The organism is Microbacterium sp., from assembly GCF_035687345.1.
GTDB lineage: Bacteria > Actinomycetota > Actinomycetes > Actinomycetales > Microbacteriaceae > Microbacterium.
This window is the reverse complement of the sequence record NZ_DASRXZ010000031.1, coordinates 1-17,681: the sequence shown is the minus strand read 5'-3', so window position 1 is coordinate 17,681 and position 17,681 is coordinate 1. Positions and strand designations below refer to the sequence as shown.

Sequence of the window (17,681 nt, the reverse complement as noted above, 5' to 3'; positions counted from 1 at the left end):
ACCGCGCTCATCATCGTCGGGTGCTCCGGCCGCGCCTCCGCGAGCATCCGCAACGCACGCTCACGCATCTCCGGCGAGTACTTCCTGTTCATCGAGTTCCATCCTTGCTTGAAGAACGGAACGAAAGTCAGGCCGATTCAGTCCGGTATGGGCCACCCGTACGTGTCGGGTGATGAACTAGGCGCACGACGTCGGAGATCGAGGTCTTCGAGTCCACGGATGGAGTGGTGAGCCTGAACTGCGCACGGAGCGTGAGACGGTGTGGGCATCGCAAGCTGACATCGAGGTGCTCTTCGGCGTTGATCAATCGGGAGTGTCTCGCCACATTCGCAACATCTTTCGCGCGGGCGAAGTCGACCCCGAGAGCAATATGCAGAAAGTGCAAATTGCTGGCGCCACGCGGCCGTCAGGGATGATTGCCGGGGCGGCGTCGTCCGTCCCTCGATCGGGGCGCGCAGTCCCCGATGATTGAGCCGTGACCACACTTCGATGGATCGGCGTCGACGAGCCGAGCGAGGAGACCTGCGTCGTGAGCCGCAGCCTCGACTCGACCCGGTTCGCGAGCACGGTACTCGGACCGTTCGGCGAACTCGTCTACGTCCTGTCCGTCGATGCCGACTGGCGCTTTCGAAGCCTCGACCTGTCGATCGGAGAGCGTTCGACGTCGATTCGGCGCGGACCGGATGCATGGGCAGTGGACGGCCGACGACGGCCGGATCTCGACGACGCCGAGGAAGTGGACATCTCCGCCTCACCGTTGACCAACACCCTGCCCATCCGACGGCTGAGGCTCGAGGTCGGACAGCACGCCGACATCGTCACCGCCTACGTCTCGGTGCCCGACCTCGAGGTGGTTCCCGACCCGCAGCGCTACACGCGACTCGGCATGGATCGGTACCTGTACGAGTCGCGCGACTCCGACTTCACGCGGACCATCACGGTCGACGAAGAGGGCTATGTCGTGCGGTATCCGGGGCTCTTCCTCCGGCTCGACGGCTGACGGACGGCGACAGCAAAGGGCCCGGCCCCGCCGATCGGCGAGGTCGGGCCCTTCGTCAGTCCGTCAGCTCTCGTCGACGGGGACGACGTCCGGGTACTGCTCGAGCCACGCCTCGATGGCCTCGGCCTCGCGGCCCTCGCCGAACTCGTTCACGACGAGGTCCTCGAGCGTGCCGTACTCGGCGTCGTCGAGACGGATGCCTCCGATGAGGTCCGCGGCCTCGGCGCAGCGCTCCGAGAAGCCCTCGGTGCCGAGGAAGTGGAGCGACTCTGGCTCGCCCATCGCGCCCTTCGGGTCTTCGAGGTCCTTCAGGTCGTACGCGTCGTTCGCCCAGAACGGACGCCACGACGTGACGACGATGTCCTCCTGCGCGGCGATGGCGTTGGAGAGCTCGGTCGTCATGGCGACGGTGGAGGAGGTGATGAGCTCGTACTCGTCCTCGAGGCCGTACGCGGGGATCATCGAGTCCTGCGTCTGGGCAGTGAGACCCGCGCCCGGCTCGATGCCGACGATGCGGCCCCCGAAGCGGTCGGCGTTGCCTGCCAGGTCTTCGATCGAGTCGATGTCGACGTAACTGGGTACCGCGATCGTGAGCTTCGCGTTGTCGTAGTACGCGCCCAGGTCTTCGATCGAGTCGCCGTACTGCTCCATGTAGGACGCGTGGGTCAGCTCGGGCCACGCGGACGGGTAGATGTCGACGTCGCCCTGCGCGAGACCCGTGTAGAGCGGGCCCGCCTCAGTGAGGGTCTCCATCTCGACGTCGTAGCCGAGCGCCTCGAGCCGGTTCTCCAGCAGGTAGGCGGTGCTCAGCCCGTCCGTCCACGACGGCAGGAAGCCGAGGGTGATCGTGTCGCAGCTCTCGCCGGAGCCGCCGCCTGCGGCATCCGAGCCGTCGTCGTTCGCGCCGCAGCCGGTCAGCACCAGCGTCGCGGCGGCGCCGAGGGCGAGCACGCCGGTGAGGTTTCGCTTCGTCATGTGATTCATTCGGTCACGCATGTTCTTCACTCGTTTCGTTTCTCTCTTGGTGTGGCGGCGCGGATCGGATTCCCGCGCGCGGCCGTCAGCCGGTCTTGACCGGCTGTCTCATGGACGAAGCGTCGTTCTCCTTCGCCTGAGTCTGATTCCCTCGCGTCTGCGCGGCCGCCGGCTGCGCCGTGCGTGCGGCCGCGCGTCGGCGAGCCGCGATCCCGATGAGGGACGAGGGGTGATCGGCCGGGGTTCCGAGGGCGGCGGTGACGCGGTCGAGGTAGACCGCGATGATCACCACCGCGAGCCCGGCTTCCACGCCGATCGCGAGTCGCGCGGTCGAGACCGACTGCACGACCAGCTTTCCGAGGCCGTCGGCACCGACGATGCCGGCGAGGACCGCCATCGACAGCGCGAGCATGATCACCTGATTGACGCCGGCCATGATCGTCGGCATCGCGAGCGGCAGCTGGATGCCCCGCAGGATCTGACCGGGCTTCGCGCCGAACGCGTTGCCCGCCTCGACGGTCTCCGCGTCGACTCCGCGGATGCCGAGCTCGGTCAGACGCACGCCCGGCGGGAGCGCGAAGATCACCGTCGCGACGACACCGGGCACGACCCCGATGCTGAAGAACGTGATCGCGGGGATCAGGTAGACGAACCCCGGCATCGTCTGCATGAAGTCCAGCACCGGCTTGAGGATCGCCCGCACGGTGTCGTTGCGCGCCGACCAGATGCCGAGGGGGATGGCGATCGCCACTGCGACGAGCGTCGCGATGAGGACGAGCGAGAGCGTCTGCATGGACGCCTCCCACAGGTCCATCGCGACGATGAGGGTGAACGTGAGCGCGGTGCCGAGCGCCATCTGCCACGAGCGGACCGCCCATCCGATGAGCGCGAACAGCAGAATCGCGAGCGGGATCGGGATCGCGAGGAGCCCGTCCGTGAGGCCGTTGACGAGGAAGCGCACGACGACCGTGATGACGTCGAACAGGGCGTCGAGGTTGTCGCGCAGCCACGCGACGGCGTCTTCGACCCACGTGCCGAGAGGGATGCGGAAGCCGTCCATCAAAGCACCGCCTCTCGGTCGCTCGGGCCGGATCCCGGCGGCGTCTCGCCTCCGGCGAGCACCTCGTCGATCACGGAGACCGGGATCGGCTGCGGCTGGACGGGGATCTCCTCCGTCGCACCGGGGCCGGGTCCGAGCGCCGCGAGGAGAGTGACGCGCGGGATCACCCCGACGAGATGCCCGTCGTCGTCGGTCACGGCGAGGGGGAGGGGCGACTCGACGGCCGGCACGAACAGGTTCATGAGGATCTCGTCCTGTCGCACGCTCTGCGGCACGGGACGAAGCACCGGTGCCATCGACACCTCACCGGAGCGTGCGAGCTTGACCGCGTCGCGATCCGTGATCATCCCGATGAGCGTCCGATCGCGCCCCACCACGTACGCAGCCGAGGTGTAGCTGTCGCGCATCTGGCGCAGGGCCGTGCGCGGTCCGGCGGTCTCGGAGACGACGGGGCGCGGGCGCTCCATCACGTTCGCCGCGGTGAGCACGCGGGCGCGGTCGACGTCCTGCACGAACTGCTCCACGTAGTCGTTCGCGGGGTCGGTGAGGATGTCCTCCGGCGTGCCGACCTGAACGATGCGGCCGTCCCGCATGACGGCGATCCGGTCGCCGAGCAGCATGGCCTCATTGAGGTCGTGGGTGATGAACACGATCGTCTTGCGCAGCTTCTGCTGCAGTTCGAGGAGCTGCTCCTGCATCTCGCGACGGATGAGCGGGTCCAGGGCGCTGAACGCCTCGTCCATCAGGAGGATGTCGGTGTCGGCCGCGAGGGCGCGGGCGATGCCGACCCGCTGCTGCATGCCGCCCGACAGGGCCGACGGGAGCTTGTCGCCCCACCCGCCGAGGCCGACGAGCTCGAGGATCTCCTCGGCCTTCGCCCGACGCGCGTCCTTCGCGACGCCGCGCAGCTCGAGCGGGTAGGCGACGTTGTCGGCGACGGTGCGATGGGGGAGCAGCGCGAAGTGCTGGAACACCATCGCGATCCGGTCGCGGCGGATGCTGCGCAGACGGCTCGCGCCGACGCCGGTGATCGGCTCGCCCTGCACCGTGATCGTCCCTGCCGTGGCGTCGTGCAGACCGTTGAGCATGCGGATCACGGTCGACTTGCCCGAGCCGGACAGGCCCATGATGACGAAGATCTCGCCGGGGTGGACGTCGAAGCTCGCGTCGATGACCGCCGCGGTGCCGGCATCGGCGACCTCCGCGCGCGTCGCGCCTGCGCGCAGGCGCTCGACGACTCTCTCGGGGTGGCGGCCGAACACCTTGTAGACGTGCTCGACCCGGATTGCTGGAGCGGTCACTGTGCAACCTCGGCAGCCCGGTGCAGGGGGCTGCATCGGTAACGCCCGGGTGGCGATCACTCGCGCTCGTTCGGGAACGGCGCTCCGGCTGCGGATTTCGGATCCGAGCAAAGACCGCCGACCGTACGCCCGCCGGTCTGATCCCTTCCCCGGGAATCACCAGCGGCCGCGGACTGGTCGGGTAAGCCCTTTCGGGCCGCATCCGACACTCTCATGCATCCGCAAGCAGATGCAAACCCTCGGTCCCGCTCGGCGGGCCGAGACCCCGCCCCTTACGCCCGCAGCGAAGCCGCCGCCGCGAGCTCGAAGTCCTCCTCCACCAGGGCGCCGTGCGCGGCCGCGCCCGCCGCAGCCCCGGCCCCCATCGACTGCGGGACGTTCGCCATCGGGTTCACCACGTTCCCGGCGGCCCAGATGCGGCGGGAGCTCGTGCGGCCGGCGGCATCGACCGCGAGGAACGCGCCGTGCGGCGTCTCGACGCGGTCCAGGTCGAGGGCCGCGAGGAACCCGTCATGCGGCCGGGGAGCGCCCATCGTGAACATCGCGTCGAGCGGAACCGTTCGCTCGTCGCGAAGTCGCACGCCGGTGAGGTGTGGCGCGTCGCCGAGCAGCTCGACGACGGGCTCGCGCTCGATCGCGATGCCCCGTGCCCGCCAGCGCTGCTCGACGGCCGGGTCCAGGTCGCCGAGCGCCCCCGCGAACACGGTGACGTCGTCGCTCAGCGCCCGAACGAGCTGCGCCTGGTGCAGCTGCAGAGGCGAGAGCAGCAGCACCCCGAGCCGCTGATCGCGCACCTCCCAGCCGTGGCAGAAGGGGCAGTGCAGCACGCTTCTGCCCCACCGCTCGGCGAGGCCGGGGAGGTCGGGCAGTTCGTCGGCGATGCCCGTCGCGACGATGAGCGCGCGGGCGGTGTGCGACGTTCCGTCGTCGAGGACGACGGTGACGTTCGTCGGCCTCTCGGTGACGGAGACGACGGATGCCGCGCGCGCCTCGACCCCGTACACCTCCAGCTCGGCGCGGCCGCGGGCGAGCAGGTCGGGTGGAGGAGTGCCGTCCTTCCCGAGCACGCCGTGCATGTGCTCGGCGAACCGGTTGCGCGGCGCGCCGGCGTCGACGACGAGCGTGCGCCGGCGCGACCTCCCGAGCATCTGCGCGGCACTGAGGCCGGCCGCGCCGGCGCCGATCACAATCGCATCCCACTGTTCCATGGCTCCAGCGTGGATGGCAGGATAGGCGTTGGCAAGCACGTTTGCGAAAACAGCAAGAAGGGCGACGGCGATGGAGGAACTCGACCGGGTCGGGCCGCGCCTGAGGGAAGCGCGCCTCGCGAAGGGTCTGACGCTCGAGGCTGTCGCGAGCCGGTCGGGCATGTCGGTCAGCACGCTCTCGCGACTGGAGTCGGGCAAGCGGCAGGCGACGCTCGCGCTGCTGATCCCCGTGACCCGACAGCTCGGCATCCGCATCGACGACCTCGTCAGGCCCGAGTCTGCCGATCCTCGCGTCCGGCGGCCGGCGGTCCGTCGCAACGGCATGGTCATCGCGCCGCTCACGCTCGAGGACTCGCCCGTGAGCACGTTCAAGATCACGTATCCGCCGGTGCGGGAGCTTCCGAGCCTCAAGACGCACGACGGGTTCGAATGGGTCTACGTGCTGAGCGGGCGCCTGCGCCTGCGGCTCGGCGAGCAGGACCTCGTGCTCGCCCGCGGGGAGGCGGCCGAGTTCGACACGCGCACGCCGCACGCCATGAGCGCCGTCGGCGCGCGCCCCGCCGAGGTGATCAGCATCTTCAACGCGGAGGGGGAGCGCATCCACACGCACGACGCCGACTCGCGCGAGGCGTGAGCCGCAGCATCCGTCTCATCGTCACCGGCCGCGGCGGCGGCCGATCGTCAGCACCGGATCGACGACGCCCGACCCGTGGTCGAGCTGGTAGTCGAGGTTGACCGCGGCGTTGATGAGCGCGAGGTGGCTGAACGCCTGCGGGAAGTTGCCGAGCTGCTCTCCGGTGAGCCCGATCTCCTCGGCGAAGAGCCCGAGGTGGTTCGCGTACGTGAGCATCTTCTCGAAGATGAGCTGAGCCTCGTCGAGGCGGCCCGATCGCGCGAGCGCGTCGACGTACCAGAACGAGCACAGCGTGAACGTGCCCTCCGAGCCGCGCAGACCGTCGGGGGCCGCGGCCGGGTTGTACCGGTAGACGAGGCTGTCCGACACGAGCTCGTCGTCCATCGCATCGAGCGTCGACAGCCACATCGGGTCGTTGGGCGCGACGAACCCCATGAGCGGCATCACGAGCAGCGACGCGTCGAGCACGTCGGAGCCCTCATGCTGCACGAACGCGCCGCGCCCCTCGTGCCAGCCGCTCGCCATGATCTCGGCGTAGATCGCGTCGCGCTCGCGGATCCACCGGTCGAGGTCGGCGGGGCGGCCGCGGAGCTGGGCGAGACGGATGCCGCGATCCAGCGCCACCCAGCACATGAAGCGCCCGTACGTGAACTTCTTGCGGCCTCCACGGGTCTCCCAGATGCCCTCCTCGGGCGTGTTCCAGTGGTCGCACACCCAGTCGAGCATCTCGGCGATCTGCACCCACCCCGCATGCGGGAGCTGCAGGCCGTGCGTGTCGGCGAGGTGGATCGAGTCCATCGCCTCGCCATAGATGTCGAGCTGCAGCTGGTCGGCCGCGCCGTTGCCGATGCGCACCGGCGTCGACCCGCGGTAGCCCGCGAGGTGGTGGAGAGTCTCCTCCTCGAGGTCTGACGAGCCGTCCACGCGGTACATGATCTTGAGCGGTCCGGATCCGGTGCCGGCGCTTTCGCGGATGCGGTCCATGAGCCACTTCACGAACGCCTCGGCCTCTTCCGTGTAGCCGAGTCCGAGGAGCGCGTACACCGAGAACGACGCGTCGCGGATCCACGTGTAGCGGTAGTCCCAGTTGCGCTCGCCGCCGACCTGCTCGGGGAGCCCCGCCGTGGGCGCGGCGACGAGGGCGCCCGTCGGCGCGTAGGTCATGAGCTTGAGCGTCATCGCGGACCGCGCGACGACCTCGCGCCAACGCCCGCGGTAGGTCGAGCGGTTGTTCCAGTCGCGCCAGAACCGGCGCGTCGTGTGGAACAGCTCGATCATCTCCTCCTCGCTCACCTGTGTCGGCGGTACGCCGCCCGACTCGAGCATCACGCCGGTGAGCTCGCCGGCTTTGAGGGTCCCGGTGATGCGGATGCCGCCGTCGATGAGCTCGATCCGCCCGGCCCGCTGCGACCCGTGGATCACGGGAGGGCCGACGCGGTGGAGCGTGAGCGACAGATCGGGGGTCGTGAACATGACCCCCGACTCGGGCACGGGATGGATCTCGTGAGGAGTCCGCCCGTAGTCGAAGCGCGGCTGGATGTCGGCCTGGAAGGTCATCTCCCCCCGCACCACGCGGACCATCCGCACGAGCCGATGGCGGTCCGTCGCCTCGCCCTCGATCACGGGCATGAAGTCGATGAGCTCGCCGACCCCCGCCTCGCTCATGAACCGCGTGATGAGGATCGCGGTGTCGGGCAGGTAGAGCTGTCGCGTGACGTAGTCGTCGACGAGAGGCCGCACGCTGAAGCGTCCGCCCTTCTCCGCATCGAGCAGAGACCCGAAGACACTCGGCGAATCGAACCGGGGAAGGCAGAACCAGTCGATCGTGCCGTTCACGTCGACGAGCGCCGCTGTCTGCAGATCGCCGATGAGCCCATGGTCCGCGATGTTCGGGTAGTCCTGCGCCACGTAAGACCTCCTCGCTCCGACGAGTCCGACAGTACGCGAGGACGGCCCGCGAAGGTCATACCGACAGGGTGATCCGGCGCGATGGATCTCCTGATGGAGCGCGCGAAAGGGCAGTATCGTTCGAGCCATGAGCACAGTGCAGAGCACGCCCGCGCAGCCCTGGTTCACCCAGGACGCGGATGCCGTCGTCGCGGCGATGGGGACCGATCGCGAGCGCGGACTGACGACCGCCGAGGCCGAGCAGCGGCTCGCGACGTACGGGCCGAACTCGATCGCCGCGGAGCCCGCGCCGTCGGTGTGGCAGGTCGCCCTCCGGCAGCTCGCCGATCCGATGAACATCATGCTCGTCGCCGTCGCGATCGTGAGCCTGTTCATCGACCAGACGAGCGTGGGGATCCTCGTCGGCGCACTCGTCGTGCTCAACGTCGTGCTCGGAGCGCGCCAGGAGCTGAAGGCGAAGGCATCCGTCGACGCGCTCGCGAAGATGCAGGCGCCGAAGGCGAAGGTCGTCCGCGACGGTGTGCTCCAGCAGGTCGATGCGACGAGTCTCGTGCCCGGTGACATCGTCGCGCTCGAGGCGGGCGACATGGTGCCGGCGGATGCGCGCATCCTGCGCTCCGCGACGCTCGAGACGCAGGAGTCCGCGCTCACCGGCGAGAGCACGCCGATCGCGAAGGATGCGGGCACGCTCGACGACCCCGAGACGACGCTCGGCGACCGCGCCAACATGGTCTTCCAGAACACGCAGGTCACGCGGGGGACTGCGACGGTCGTCATCACCGACACCGGGATGACCACGCAGATGGGTCGGATCGCGTCGATGCTGTCGGCGGTCAAGCCCGCGAAGTCCCCGCTGCAGCGCGAGCTCGACTCGCTCACCGTCGTGCTCGGCTGGATCGCGTGGGGCGCGGTCGCGATCATCGTCATCGCGGGGCTCCTGCGGGGGCAGGAGATCGCCTCGGTCCTCGTGCTCGGCATCTCGATGGCGATCTCCGCCATCCCGACGGGCATGCCGTCGTTCGTGCAGGCGATGCTCTCGCACGGCTCGCGCGAACTCGCCGAGCACAACGCGATCGTGAAGAACCTCACCGATGTCGAGACGCTCGGCGCGACGAGCGCGATCAACTCCGACAAGACCGGCACGCTCACGATGAACGAGATGACGGTCGAGTCCCTGTACTACGCGGGGGAGTGGTTCTCGGTCGGCGGCACCGGATACGAGAAGTCCGGCGAGATCCGCGGCGTCGCGGGCGGGGCGATGCCCGACTTCACGAACCTCGCCCTCGGCCTCACCCTGTGCAGCGACGCGACGGTGTCGGACGAGGGCGACGTCATCGGCGACCCGACCGAAGCCGCGCTCGTCGTGCTCGCCGCCAAGATGGGCGCCGACGCCGAGATCACCCGCGCGCGCTTCCCGCGCGCGGCCGAGGTGCCGTTCGACTCGGCGTACAAGTTCATGGCGACGTTCCACGAGATCCCGAACGGCGCCGGCACGCGGCTCATCGCGATCGTCAAGGGCGGGCCGGATGTCGTGCTCGAGCGCTGCGCCCACGCCCTCACGCCCGATGGCCCGGTCGACATCGCGTCACGGCGTGACGAGATCCTCGCCGCCAACCGCAAGCTCTCGGAGCAGGGACTGCGCGTGCTGGCGTTCGCCGTGAGGCGGTTCCCGCAGGGGACGCCCGTGCCGGCCGATCCGATGTCCGCCGTCCACGACCTCACCTTCGTCGGGCTCGTCGGGATCATCGATCCCCTGCGCCCGTCGTCGAAGGAGGCGGTGCGCATCGCGCGCGAGGCCGGCATCGAGGTGCGCATGATCACGGGCGACCACTCGATCACAGCGGCCGCGATCGGCGAGAAGCTCGGCCTCGCGGAGGGCGCCGCGAGCGGAGCCGACATCCAGGCGATGAGCGACGACGAGCTGAAGGCAGCCCTGCCGAACCTGCACGTCTTCGGCCGTGTGACGCCCGAAGACAAGCTGCGCCTCGCGCGGCTCATGCAGGAACAGGGCGCCGTCGTCGCGATGACGGGTGACGCGGTCAACGACGCGGCGGCGCTCAAACAGGCCGACATCGGCGTCGCGATGGGTTCGGGCAGCGACGTCACGAAGCAGGCGGGGAAGATGATCCTCGTCGACGACAACTTCGGCACGCTCGTCACCGCCGTGCGGCTCGGCCGTGCGATCTACGACAAGATCGTGAGCTACGTGCGCTACCAGATGGCGCTGCTGTTCTCGCTCGTGCTGCTGTTCCTCGTCGCGAGCCTCTTCGACATCAACGACGGCGTGCCGCTCACGCCGATCATGGTGCTCTTCCTGAACTTCTTCATCACGATCTTCCCGGTCATCGTGATCATGGTCGACCCCGCCCCGGAGGGGATCATGCAGCAACCGCCGCGCGACCCGAAGAAGACGATCGCGAACCCGGCAGCCGTCGCGCAATGGCTCTTCTACGGCCTGCTGATCTTCGTCACGGCACTGCTGCCGCTGCTGCTCTTCGCCGACCGGGCGAGTTCGACCGAGCCGAACGTCCCCGTCACGATGACATTCGCGGTCGCCGCGCTGGGCTCGATCTTCGCGGGCCTCGTCACGCGGCGCGATCCCGAGTCGGGCCTCGAGCCGCCTATCCTCGCGGCGGTCAAGTGGCTGTCGATCCCGCTCATCCTGACGATCGCCACGGTCGAGCTCGGCTTCCTGCAGAACCTCGTCGGCACGACGAGCCTCGACGGCCGCCAGTGGCTGCTCGTGCTCGGCCTCGCGCTCATCGTCCCCGTGATCATCGAACTCGAGAAGTGGATCCGTCGCGCCCGTGCGCGCCGCCGCACCCACGCGAGGGCGGTGCCCGCGCGATGAGCGACGACGACGGCCTCGAGGTCGCAACCCCCGTCTCGCGCATCCTCATGACCGAGGAGGCGGTCTACGGGCTCATCCTCGTCTCGGGCATGCTCGTCATCAGCGGCACCAACGCGGGCACGGCGCTCAACGCGCTCGTCACAGTCGCGCTCACCGTGATCGTGTTCTTCGCCGCGCACGTGTTCGCCGGCGCGCTCGCGCGTCTCGCCGCGTCGGGCGGGAGATCGGGCATCCGTGCCAGTGTCGGGTCGGCGGCGCGCCAGACCTTCGGTCTGCTGTTCGTGAGCATCGTCCCGCTCACGATCCTGCTGCTCGGCACGCTCGGAGTGTTCGACGATCATCGTGCGATCTGGCTGGCCCTCATCGCCAACACGATCATCCTGGGAGCGCTCGGCTGGTGGGCCGTCGCGCGCTGGAGCACGCACTGGACCGCACGTCTCATCGGCGCTCTCATCACGGCGTCGTTCGGCGGTGTGCTGGTCCTCCTGAAGGCCGTCGTGACCCACTAGCGCCGTGTCAAGGGGGTGTGATCGAGTCGGCGAGGCGACCTAGCGTGCGCAGATGGACACGCACGAGAACGACCGCCCGCGCGACGGTCAGGAAGACCAGCGAGACACGACGAGCGCCACGGGCGGCACGCCCGAACCGGGCGGCCTCGGCGAGGAGGGGACGATCCCCGCAGAGCCCGACGGCGTCGCCGCCGGTTACACGGGCGAGAAGTCGACGTTCGAGCCCGAAGAGGACGAACAGGCGTGACCGGATGCCGCGGCATCCGCGTGCCGAGTGATCAGCCCTTCGGCCACGTGACGAGCAGCAGGCCCTGCTTCGTGTCGGCGAGCTTCACGGTGCCGTCCGCGAACAGGTAGGTCATGCCGTAGCCCTGCGCGTCGGTCGCGATCGTCGTCTGCGGGTTCTCGGTGATGTAGACGCCTTCTGACGCCTGCTCGCGGATCCAGCCCTGCGCGATGAGCTCGTCCTGCGCGGTGCGCGCGAGCGCGTCATCGACGCGAGCCCATCCGAACATCTGCAGGTGGTCGCTCGCGGGAGCGTCGAAGTCCGCCCACACGCACACGAGCCCGTCGGGCACCTCGTGCGAGCCGATGTAGAACGGATCGGCCCGCGACGTCCAGCCGATCGACTCGAAGTCCGCGACCGTCGTCTCATCGATGATCGTCTCGCACGTCGGGTCGGCTTCCTCGCCGGCCGGAGCGGGCTCGGGCGTCTGCTCGGGCTGGGTGGGCTCGGGCGCCGGCGACGTCTCGCTGGTGTCGGGGGTGGGTGCGGCATCCGGCTCGGCGGATCCGCACGCCGACACGAGGAGGGCGGCTGAGGCGATCACGAGAGCGGCGCCGAGGCGGGGGAGCTGGCGGTTCATCGGTCGTTCTCCGGGGGGACGGGGACGGGGGAGTGAAGGAGGTCGAGGAACGTCTGGTGCAGGACCCCGTTCGTCGCGAGCGACGAACGGCGGGAGATCGACGGGTTGCCGTCGAAGGCCGTGAAGCGGCCACCGGCTTCGGTGACGATGGGCACGAGGGCGGCGAGGTCGTACTCCTTGACGTCGAACTCGGCGACGAGCTCGAGGCGGCCCTCGGCCAGCAGCATGTACGGCCACGCGTCGCCGTAGCCGCGATCGCGCCATACCGACGACGTGAGCCGCTCGAGCGCGTCGAGCTGGCCGGCGTCGCGCCACTGGCCGATGCTCTGGAAGCTCACGCTCGCCTCGTCGAGCGAGTCCACCGTCGACACCGAGATGCGGCGCGCCTCGCCGCCGGGCGTGTTCGTCCACGCGCCGAGACCGGATGCCGCCCACCAGCGCCGGCCGATCGCGGGCTGGCTCACGACGCCCACGTGCGGCACGCCGTCGACCGCGAGCGCGATGAGCGTGGACCACATCGGGATGCCGCGCAGGTAGTTCGCGGTGCCGTCGATCGGATCGATGATCCACTGCCGGTCGGTGCCGCCCGTGACGCCGAACTCCTCGCCGAAGATCCCGTCTTCGGGACGCTCCTGCTCGAGCAGCGATCGGATCGCGCGCTCGGTGGCGAGGTCGGCCTCCGTGACGTGGGTCGCGTCGGCCTTGACGCTGATCTCGAGGTCGGCCGCGTCGAAGCGGGCGACGGATGCCGCATCCGCCGCATCGGCGAGGCGCAGTGCGAGGTCGAGATCGGCCTGCCAGGACCCCCCGGCGGCCGCGAAGGCAGAAGGCGGGGTGGCGGGGGAAGTCACACGGATAGGATAAGCGTCGCACGACCTGGCCGATTTCACGGTGACACAATCGTGATGGTAGTGTTGACCCTCGGTTCGCCGCGTGCGAAACATCCGCCTCTAGCTCAATCGGCAGAGCAACTGACTCTTAATCAGTGGGTTCAGGGTTCAAGTCCCTGGGGGCGGACCATCTCTTCTTCTCAGGTCCGCACCCGTGTTGATCGGTCGACTACCATCGCGACGGTGGACGACATGACGGCGGTGCGGATCGTGCTTCTCCGGATGCATCGCGATGCTCGGGCTCGTCCTCTATGGCGCGGCCGTCGGCGCCCGGGCCGCCGCTGAGGCTTCGTCCGGCACGGGCGACTGAGGCGCCAGCCGGCCCGCCGTCCGCGCCGGGCGGCGACCGTCACGCGCCGGCGTCGTCCTGCTCGTCGACCTGGTCGTCGGTCGCGAGGTCCGGGTCCGCGCCCTGCGTCGCATCCGCCGATTCGATGTCGCCCGCGGCCGCGGCGTTCCGCTCCATCGCCTCACGGTCACCCGTCTCGTCCCACCCGCCCGCGGGGTCGGCGTCGATGACGCCCTCGGGAAGGTTCTTCTCGGTATCGCTCATCGGAGCTCCTCTCGACGGACCCCAGCCTGCGGGTGCAGACCGGGGTCCGTCGATGGGGTTGACGCGATCCGTCGTCGTCATGCCGCGTCGCCGAGGAGCACCGCGGATCCCTCGACCTCGGCATCCGGTTCGCGTCCGTCGACGGCCGCGAGAGCTCGGCGCCCGATCAGGAGGGTCGCGGTCGCGATGAGCATCGAGGCGGCGGCGAAGGCGTACGGAACGGCGGGGCCGTACAGGTGCCACAGCAGCGCGGCGAGCGGGGGCGCGGCGGCCCCGCCGAGGAACCGAACGGCCGAATAGGCGGACGAGGCGACAGCGCGCGGCAGCTCCGTCGCTTCCATGACCGACTCGGTCAGCACCGTGTTCATCACGCCGAGCAGCAGCCCGCCGACGATGATGCAGGCGACAAGCCCCGCCGCGTTCGAGACCACGAGCGCGGCGGCGACGAGGTCGAGCGCGAGAAGCGGAAGCGTGATGAGCATGATCGTCGTGCGCGCCATGCGGCGGACGAGGATCGGAGCGAGCCACACGCTGGTCACCGCGAGACCGACGCCCCACCCGAAGAACGTCAGCCCGATGCCCATCGCCCCGAAGCCCAGCGGGAAGGGCGAGAAGGCGAGCAGCACGAAGAAGCCGATGTTGTAGAACAGTGCCGTGATCGCGAGCACCGCGAGCGCAGGTACACGCAGCGCGCGGAACGGCGCCGAGAGCGGGACCGGCGCACGACGTTCGGAAGGACCGCGCAGAAGCACGAGCACGGCCACGAACGCGATGGCCATGAGCACGACGACGCCGAAGAACGGAGCCCGCCAGGTCCACTCGCCGAGGAGACCGCCGAGGAGAGGGCCGACGGCGATGCCGAGGCCGAGTGCGGCCTCGTAGAGCACGATCGCGGCCCCGCTGCCGCCGCTCGCGGCGCCCACGATCGCAGCGAGAGCCGTGGAGATGAACAGGGCGTTGCCGAGGCCCCACCCGGCGCGGAACGCGATGATCGCGTCGACGCTGCCGCTCAGCGCGCTGAAGAGCGAGAACGCCACGATCAGCGCGAGGCCGATGAGGAGGGTCGCCTTGGAGCCGATGCGGCTGGAGATCCAGCTGGTCACGAGCATCGCGATGCCGGTCACGACGAGGTAGCTCGTGAACAGGAGTTCGGTCTGGACGGGGCTGGCATCGAGGGAGTCTGCGATCGCGGGAAGGATCGGGTCGACGAGGCCGATGCCCATGAATGCGACGACGCACGCGAAGGCGACGGCCCAGACCTGCGCCGGCTGACGCCACACCGTGGTTCGTGGAGCGGTGCTCACCGGGCGGCCTCCTTCGCGCGCGTGCGGGCTTCGAGGATCGACGCCGTCGTGTGCAGGGCGGCCCACTCGTCGTCGTCGAGGTCGTCGAACCAGGGCGTCAGGACCTCGGCGAGGCGCGTACGCCAGTCCGCGAGCTCCGCGAGCCCCTTCTCGGTTGCGGCTACCACGACGGCCCTCGAGTCGTCGGGGTCGGCGCTGCGCTCCACGAGCCCCGCGTCGGCCATCTGACCGACGAGTCGAGTCATGCCGGGCTGGGTCACACGGCTCGCCGCCGCGAGCTCGCCGAGGCGCATCGCGCCCCGGTTCTCGAGCAGGGAGAGGGTGCGCCATTGTGCCTGCGGGGTCGTGCTGCCGGTCTCGGACGCCGCGATGCGGGCGAGCGAGTGAACGGCGATCAGCAGTCGTTCGAGATCGTTCCGTCGAGCCACCCAAGGAACATAACATAGATATATAACAAGGGTATGCATTGCTGGAATCATGCCCGTCGACTTGACCGCCGCGCTGTGCGTGCTACATTCCAAATACCTGAATCACCTTTCATAAAGATCGGATGCCCGCACCGGCCCCCGGTCCAGGTGAAGAGAGTCCCCTTCCAACGGCGAAAGGCAAGGCACGCACATGCGCGTTACGAAGAAGTCCATCCTGGGTGCCGCGGTCGTGGCATCCGCTCTCGTGCTGGCGGCGTGTGCGCCGCAGGCGTCCCCGGGCGGCGACGCGGGCGACGGCGGCGAGGGCCCCACCGCGGTCACGGTCGGCATCGTCACGAGCGAGACCGGTCCGCTCGCGGGCTACGGCGCGCAGTACCTCGAGGGCTTCAAGGCCGGTCTCGAGTACGCGACCGACGGCACGAACGAGGTCGACGGCATCGCGATCGAGGTCGAGTACCGCGACGACGCGGGCGACCCCGACAAGGCCGTCACCGCCGCCAAGGAGCTCATCGGCGCGGGCGTCAACATCATCGCCGGCACCGCCTCCTCGGGCGTCGCGCTCGCGCTCGCCGAACAGGCCGCCCAGAACAAGGTGCTCTACATCTCGGGCCCCGCCGCGACCGACGCGATCACGGGCATCAACGAGTACACGTTCCGCTCGGGCCGCCAGAGCGCGCAGGACGTCGCGACCGCCGGTACGTTCCTCGACGACATCGAGGGCAAGACCATCGCGGTGTTCGCGCAGGACAACGCGTTCGGCCAGGGCAACGTGGCCGCCGTCGAGGCGATCCTCGGCGCGCAGGGCGCGACCGTGACTCCCGTGCTCGTCGCGGAGGACGTGACCGAGTTCACGCCGTTCGCGCAGCAGGTGCTCGCGGGTGCTCCCGACCTCGTGTTCGTCGCGTGGGCCGGCGCAACCTCGGGCGCGATGTGGCAGGCGATGAGCCAGCAGGGCGTGCTCGACGAGATCCCGGTCGTCACGGGCCTCGGCGACGCCGCCACGTTCGGCGCGTACGGCGAGGCATCGGAGAAGATCAACTTCCTCAACCACTACTTCGCAGGAGCGCCCGACAACGACGTCAACGATGCGATGGTCGAGCTCATCGAGGGCGCGGGCGGCACGGTCGACCTGTTCAGCCCCGACGGATTCAACGCGGCGCTCATGATCGTCCAGGCGATCAAGGAGGGCAAGGGCGATGTCGACGCGATGATCGCGGCGCTGGAGGGCTTCGAGTTCGAAGGCCCGAAGGGCACCACGACGGTCCGCGCGGGCGACCACGCCCTCATCCAGGAGATGTACCAGGCGAAGCTCGTCGCCGACGGCGACACGTTCGTGCCCGAGCTCGTCGACACGGCCGACGCCGACGCCGTCGCTCCGGCCGAGGCGAAGTGACCTCCGGAGTCCCGAGAAGATGAGCACCCCTGTCCCGTCCGCGCCTGCGCCCGAACCCGAAACGGGCGCGCGCCGCGGCTCCGCACTCTCGATCGAGGGCATCGGCCTGCAGATCGGCGGAGCGACCATCCTGAAAGACGTCGACCTCGACGTTCCCGCGGGCTCGCTCGTGGGCGTCATCGGGCCGAACGGCGCCGGCAAGACCACACTCTTCAACGTGGTGTCGGGGCTCGTGTCACCGACAGTCGGTCGCATCCGGATGGACGGCGAAGACATCACCCACACGTCCGTGCCCGCGAGGGCGCGGGCGGGACTGGGGCGCACCTTCCAGACCTCGAGCCTCTTCCCGCGGCTGAGCGTGCTCGAGAACGTGCGGTTGGCCGCACAGGTCGCGCTGGGCGGCGCGACGTCCCTCTTCCGCTTTCCCACGAAGACGGATGCGGCGACCCTCACGGCCCTCGAGAAGCTCGAAGCCGTCGGACTCTCGCACAAGCTCGACACCCCCGCCGGCGACATCTCGCACGGCGACAAGCGCAAGCTCGAGATCGCCGTGCTGCTGGCGACCGACGCGAGCATCGTGCTGCTGGACGAGCCGATGGCGGGAGTCGGCTCGGGCGACGTCGACGGACTGGTCGAGAACATCCGGGCGCTGCATCGCGAGACCGGATGCACCGTCCTCATGGTCGAGCACCACATCGACGTGCTCATGGGGCTCGTCGAGAAGGTCGCCGTCATGTACTCGGGGAGCATCATCGCGTACGACACCCCGCAGCGCATCATGGCCGACCCGCTCGTGCAGTC

At 69.4% G+C, this 17,681-nt stretch carries 17 protein-coding genes and 1 tRNA gene; 8 read left to right on the top strand and 10 right to left on the bottom strand.

From position 1 onward, the window contains the following. Nucleotides 1-475 precede the first annotated feature (475 nt). Nucleotides 476-1,000, top strand: coding sequence for a putative glycolipid-binding domain-containing protein (locus VFF97_RS03980; RefSeq protein ID WP_325032201.1), 525 nt, complete (start codon nucleotides 476-478; stop codon nucleotides 998-1,000). A gap of 63 nt (nucleotides 1,001-1,063) precedes the next feature. Here the strand turns inward: VFF97_RS03980 and VFF97_RS03975 are convergent, their stop codons facing one another. The 4 genes from VFF97_RS03975 to VFF97_RS03960 all read right to left on the bottom strand — a co-directional run bounded on the left by VFF97_RS03975 (nucleotide 1,064) and on the right by VFF97_RS03960 (nucleotide 5,544). Next, nucleotides 1,064-1,975 carry a glycine betaine ABC transporter substrate-binding protein gene (locus VFF97_RS03975; protein ID WP_325032200.1) on the bottom strand — a complete coding sequence of 304 codons (912 nt, stop codon included), beginning with the start codon at nucleotides 1,973-1,975 and terminating at the stop codon, nucleotides 1,064-1,066. Between the two features lie 85 nt (nucleotides 1,976-2,060). Next, the gene (locus VFF97_RS03970; RefSeq protein WP_325032199.1) at nucleotides 2,061-3,035 is read right to left on the bottom strand and encodes a proline/glycine betaine ABC transporter permease; all 975 of its coding nucleotides are present in this window, start codon (nucleotides 3,033-3,035) and stop codon (nucleotides 2,061-2,063) included. After that, nucleotides 3,035-4,372, bottom strand: coding sequence for a quaternary amine ABC transporter ATP-binding protein (locus VFF97_RS03965; protein ID WP_414684220.1), 1,338 nt, complete (start codon nucleotides 4,370-4,372; stop codon nucleotides 3,035-3,037). The genes VFF97_RS03970 and VFF97_RS03965 overlap by 1 nt, the downstream gene beginning before the upstream one ends. 236 nt (nucleotides 4,373-4,608) lie before the next feature. After that, the gene (locus VFF97_RS03960) at nucleotides 4,609-5,544 is read right to left on the bottom strand and encodes an NAD(P)/FAD-dependent oxidoreductase (RefSeq protein WP_325032197.1); all 936 of its coding nucleotides are present in this window, start codon (nucleotides 5,542-5,544) and stop codon (nucleotides 4,609-4,611) included. A 70-nt stretch (nucleotides 5,545-5,614) separates the two neighbouring features. On the opposite strand from VFF97_RS03960, the gene VFF97_RS03955 reads away from it, so the two are divergent. Next, the gene (locus tag VFF97_RS03955; RefSeq protein WP_325032196.1) at nucleotides 5,615-6,178 is read left to right on the top strand and encodes an XRE family transcriptional regulator; all 564 of its coding nucleotides are present in this window, start codon (nucleotides 5,615-5,617) and stop codon (nucleotides 6,176-6,178) included. A gap of 21 nt (nucleotides 6,179-6,199) precedes the next feature. Here VFF97_RS03955 and VFF97_RS03950 read toward each other — a convergent pair whose 3' ends face one another. Continuing rightward, nucleotides 6,200-8,086, bottom strand: a complete 1,887-nt coding sequence (locus VFF97_RS03950) for a glycoside hydrolase family 15 protein (protein WP_325032195.1) — start codon at nucleotides 8,084-8,086, stop codon at nucleotides 6,200-6,202. Nucleotides 8,087-8,213: 127 nt separating this feature from the next. Between VFF97_RS03950 and VFF97_RS03945 the strand changes: the two genes are divergently transcribed. Genes VFF97_RS03945 through VFF97_RS03935 form a run of 3 tightly spaced genes read left to right on the top strand, consistent with a single transcriptional unit; the run spans nucleotide 8,214 to nucleotide 11,693 of the window. Next, nucleotides 8,214-10,937: a cation-translocating P-type ATPase gene (locus VFF97_RS03945; RefSeq protein ID WP_325032194.1), complete on the top strand. Its 2,724-nt coding sequence runs from the start codon at nucleotides 8,214-8,216 to the stop codon at nucleotides 10,935-10,937. Continuing rightward, on the top strand, nucleotides 10,934-11,446 hold the full coding sequence (locus tag VFF97_RS03940) for a hypothetical protein (RefSeq protein WP_325032193.1): 513 nt from the start codon (nucleotides 10,934-10,936) through the stop codon (nucleotides 11,444-11,446). Before VFF97_RS03945 ends, VFF97_RS03940 begins: the two co-directional genes overlap by 4 nt. A gap of 52 nt (nucleotides 11,447-11,498) precedes the next feature. Continuing rightward, nucleotides 11,499-11,693, top strand: coding sequence for a hypothetical protein (locus tag VFF97_RS03935; RefSeq protein WP_325032192.1), 195 nt, complete (start codon nucleotides 11,499-11,501; stop codon nucleotides 11,691-11,693). Nucleotides 11,694-11,724: 31 nt separating this feature from the next. Here the strand turns inward: VFF97_RS03935 and VFF97_RS03930 are convergent, their stop codons facing one another. Together VFF97_RS03930 and VFF97_RS03925 are read right to left on the bottom strand one after the other, a co-directional pair. Beyond that, nucleotides 11,725-12,312, bottom strand: coding sequence for a hypothetical protein (locus VFF97_RS03930; protein ID WP_325032191.1), 588 nt, complete (start codon nucleotides 12,310-12,312; stop codon nucleotides 11,725-11,727). Beyond that, nucleotides 12,309-13,163 (bottom strand): inositol monophosphatase family protein, encoded by an 855-nt coding sequence (locus tag VFF97_RS03925; RefSeq protein ID WP_325032190.1) that lies wholly within the window; start codon nucleotides 13,161-13,163, stop codon nucleotides 12,309-12,311. The genes VFF97_RS03930 and VFF97_RS03925 overlap by 4 nt, the downstream gene beginning before the upstream one ends. A gap of 93 nt (nucleotides 13,164-13,256) precedes the next feature. Between VFF97_RS03925 and VFF97_RS03920 the strand changes: the two genes are divergently transcribed. Then, nucleotides 13,257-13,332 (top strand) — tRNA-Lys (locus VFF97_RS03920). 219 nt (nucleotides 13,333-13,551) lie between these two features. On the opposite strand, the gene VFF97_RS03915 is transcribed toward VFF97_RS03920, so the two are convergent. The 3 genes from VFF97_RS03915 to VFF97_RS03905 all read right to left on the bottom strand — a co-directional run bounded on the left by VFF97_RS03915 (nucleotide 13,552) and on the right by VFF97_RS03905 (nucleotide 15,487). Continuing rightward, on the bottom strand, nucleotides 13,552-13,755 hold the full coding sequence (locus VFF97_RS03915; RefSeq protein WP_325032189.1) for a hypothetical protein: 204 nt from the start codon (nucleotides 13,753-13,755) through the stop codon (nucleotides 13,552-13,554). A gap of 77 nt (nucleotides 13,756-13,832) precedes the next feature. After that, nucleotides 13,833-15,059, bottom strand: coding sequence for an MFS transporter (locus VFF97_RS03910; RefSeq protein ID WP_325032188.1), 1,227 nt, complete (start codon nucleotides 15,057-15,059; stop codon nucleotides 13,833-13,835). Further along, complete coding sequence (locus VFF97_RS03905; protein WP_325032187.1) at nucleotides 15,056-15,487, bottom strand: MarR family winged helix-turn-helix transcriptional regulator; 432 nt, start codon at nucleotides 15,485-15,487, stop codon at nucleotides 15,056-15,058. The genes VFF97_RS03910 and VFF97_RS03905 overlap by 4 nt, the downstream gene beginning before the upstream one ends. Before the next feature lie 190 nt (nucleotides 15,488-15,677). Here VFF97_RS03905 and VFF97_RS03900 point away from each other — a divergent pair, with 190 nt between their 5' ends. Next, entirely contained in the window at nucleotides 15,678-16,880 is a 1,203-nt protein-coding gene (locus VFF97_RS03900) for a substrate-binding domain-containing protein (RefSeq protein ID WP_325032186.1), read from the top strand. A gap of 19 nt (nucleotides 16,881-16,899) precedes the next feature. After that, a partial coding sequence (locus VFF97_RS03895; protein WP_325032185.1) for an ABC transporter ATP-binding protein occupies nucleotides 16,900-17,681 on the top strand: 782 nt, incomplete at its 3' end.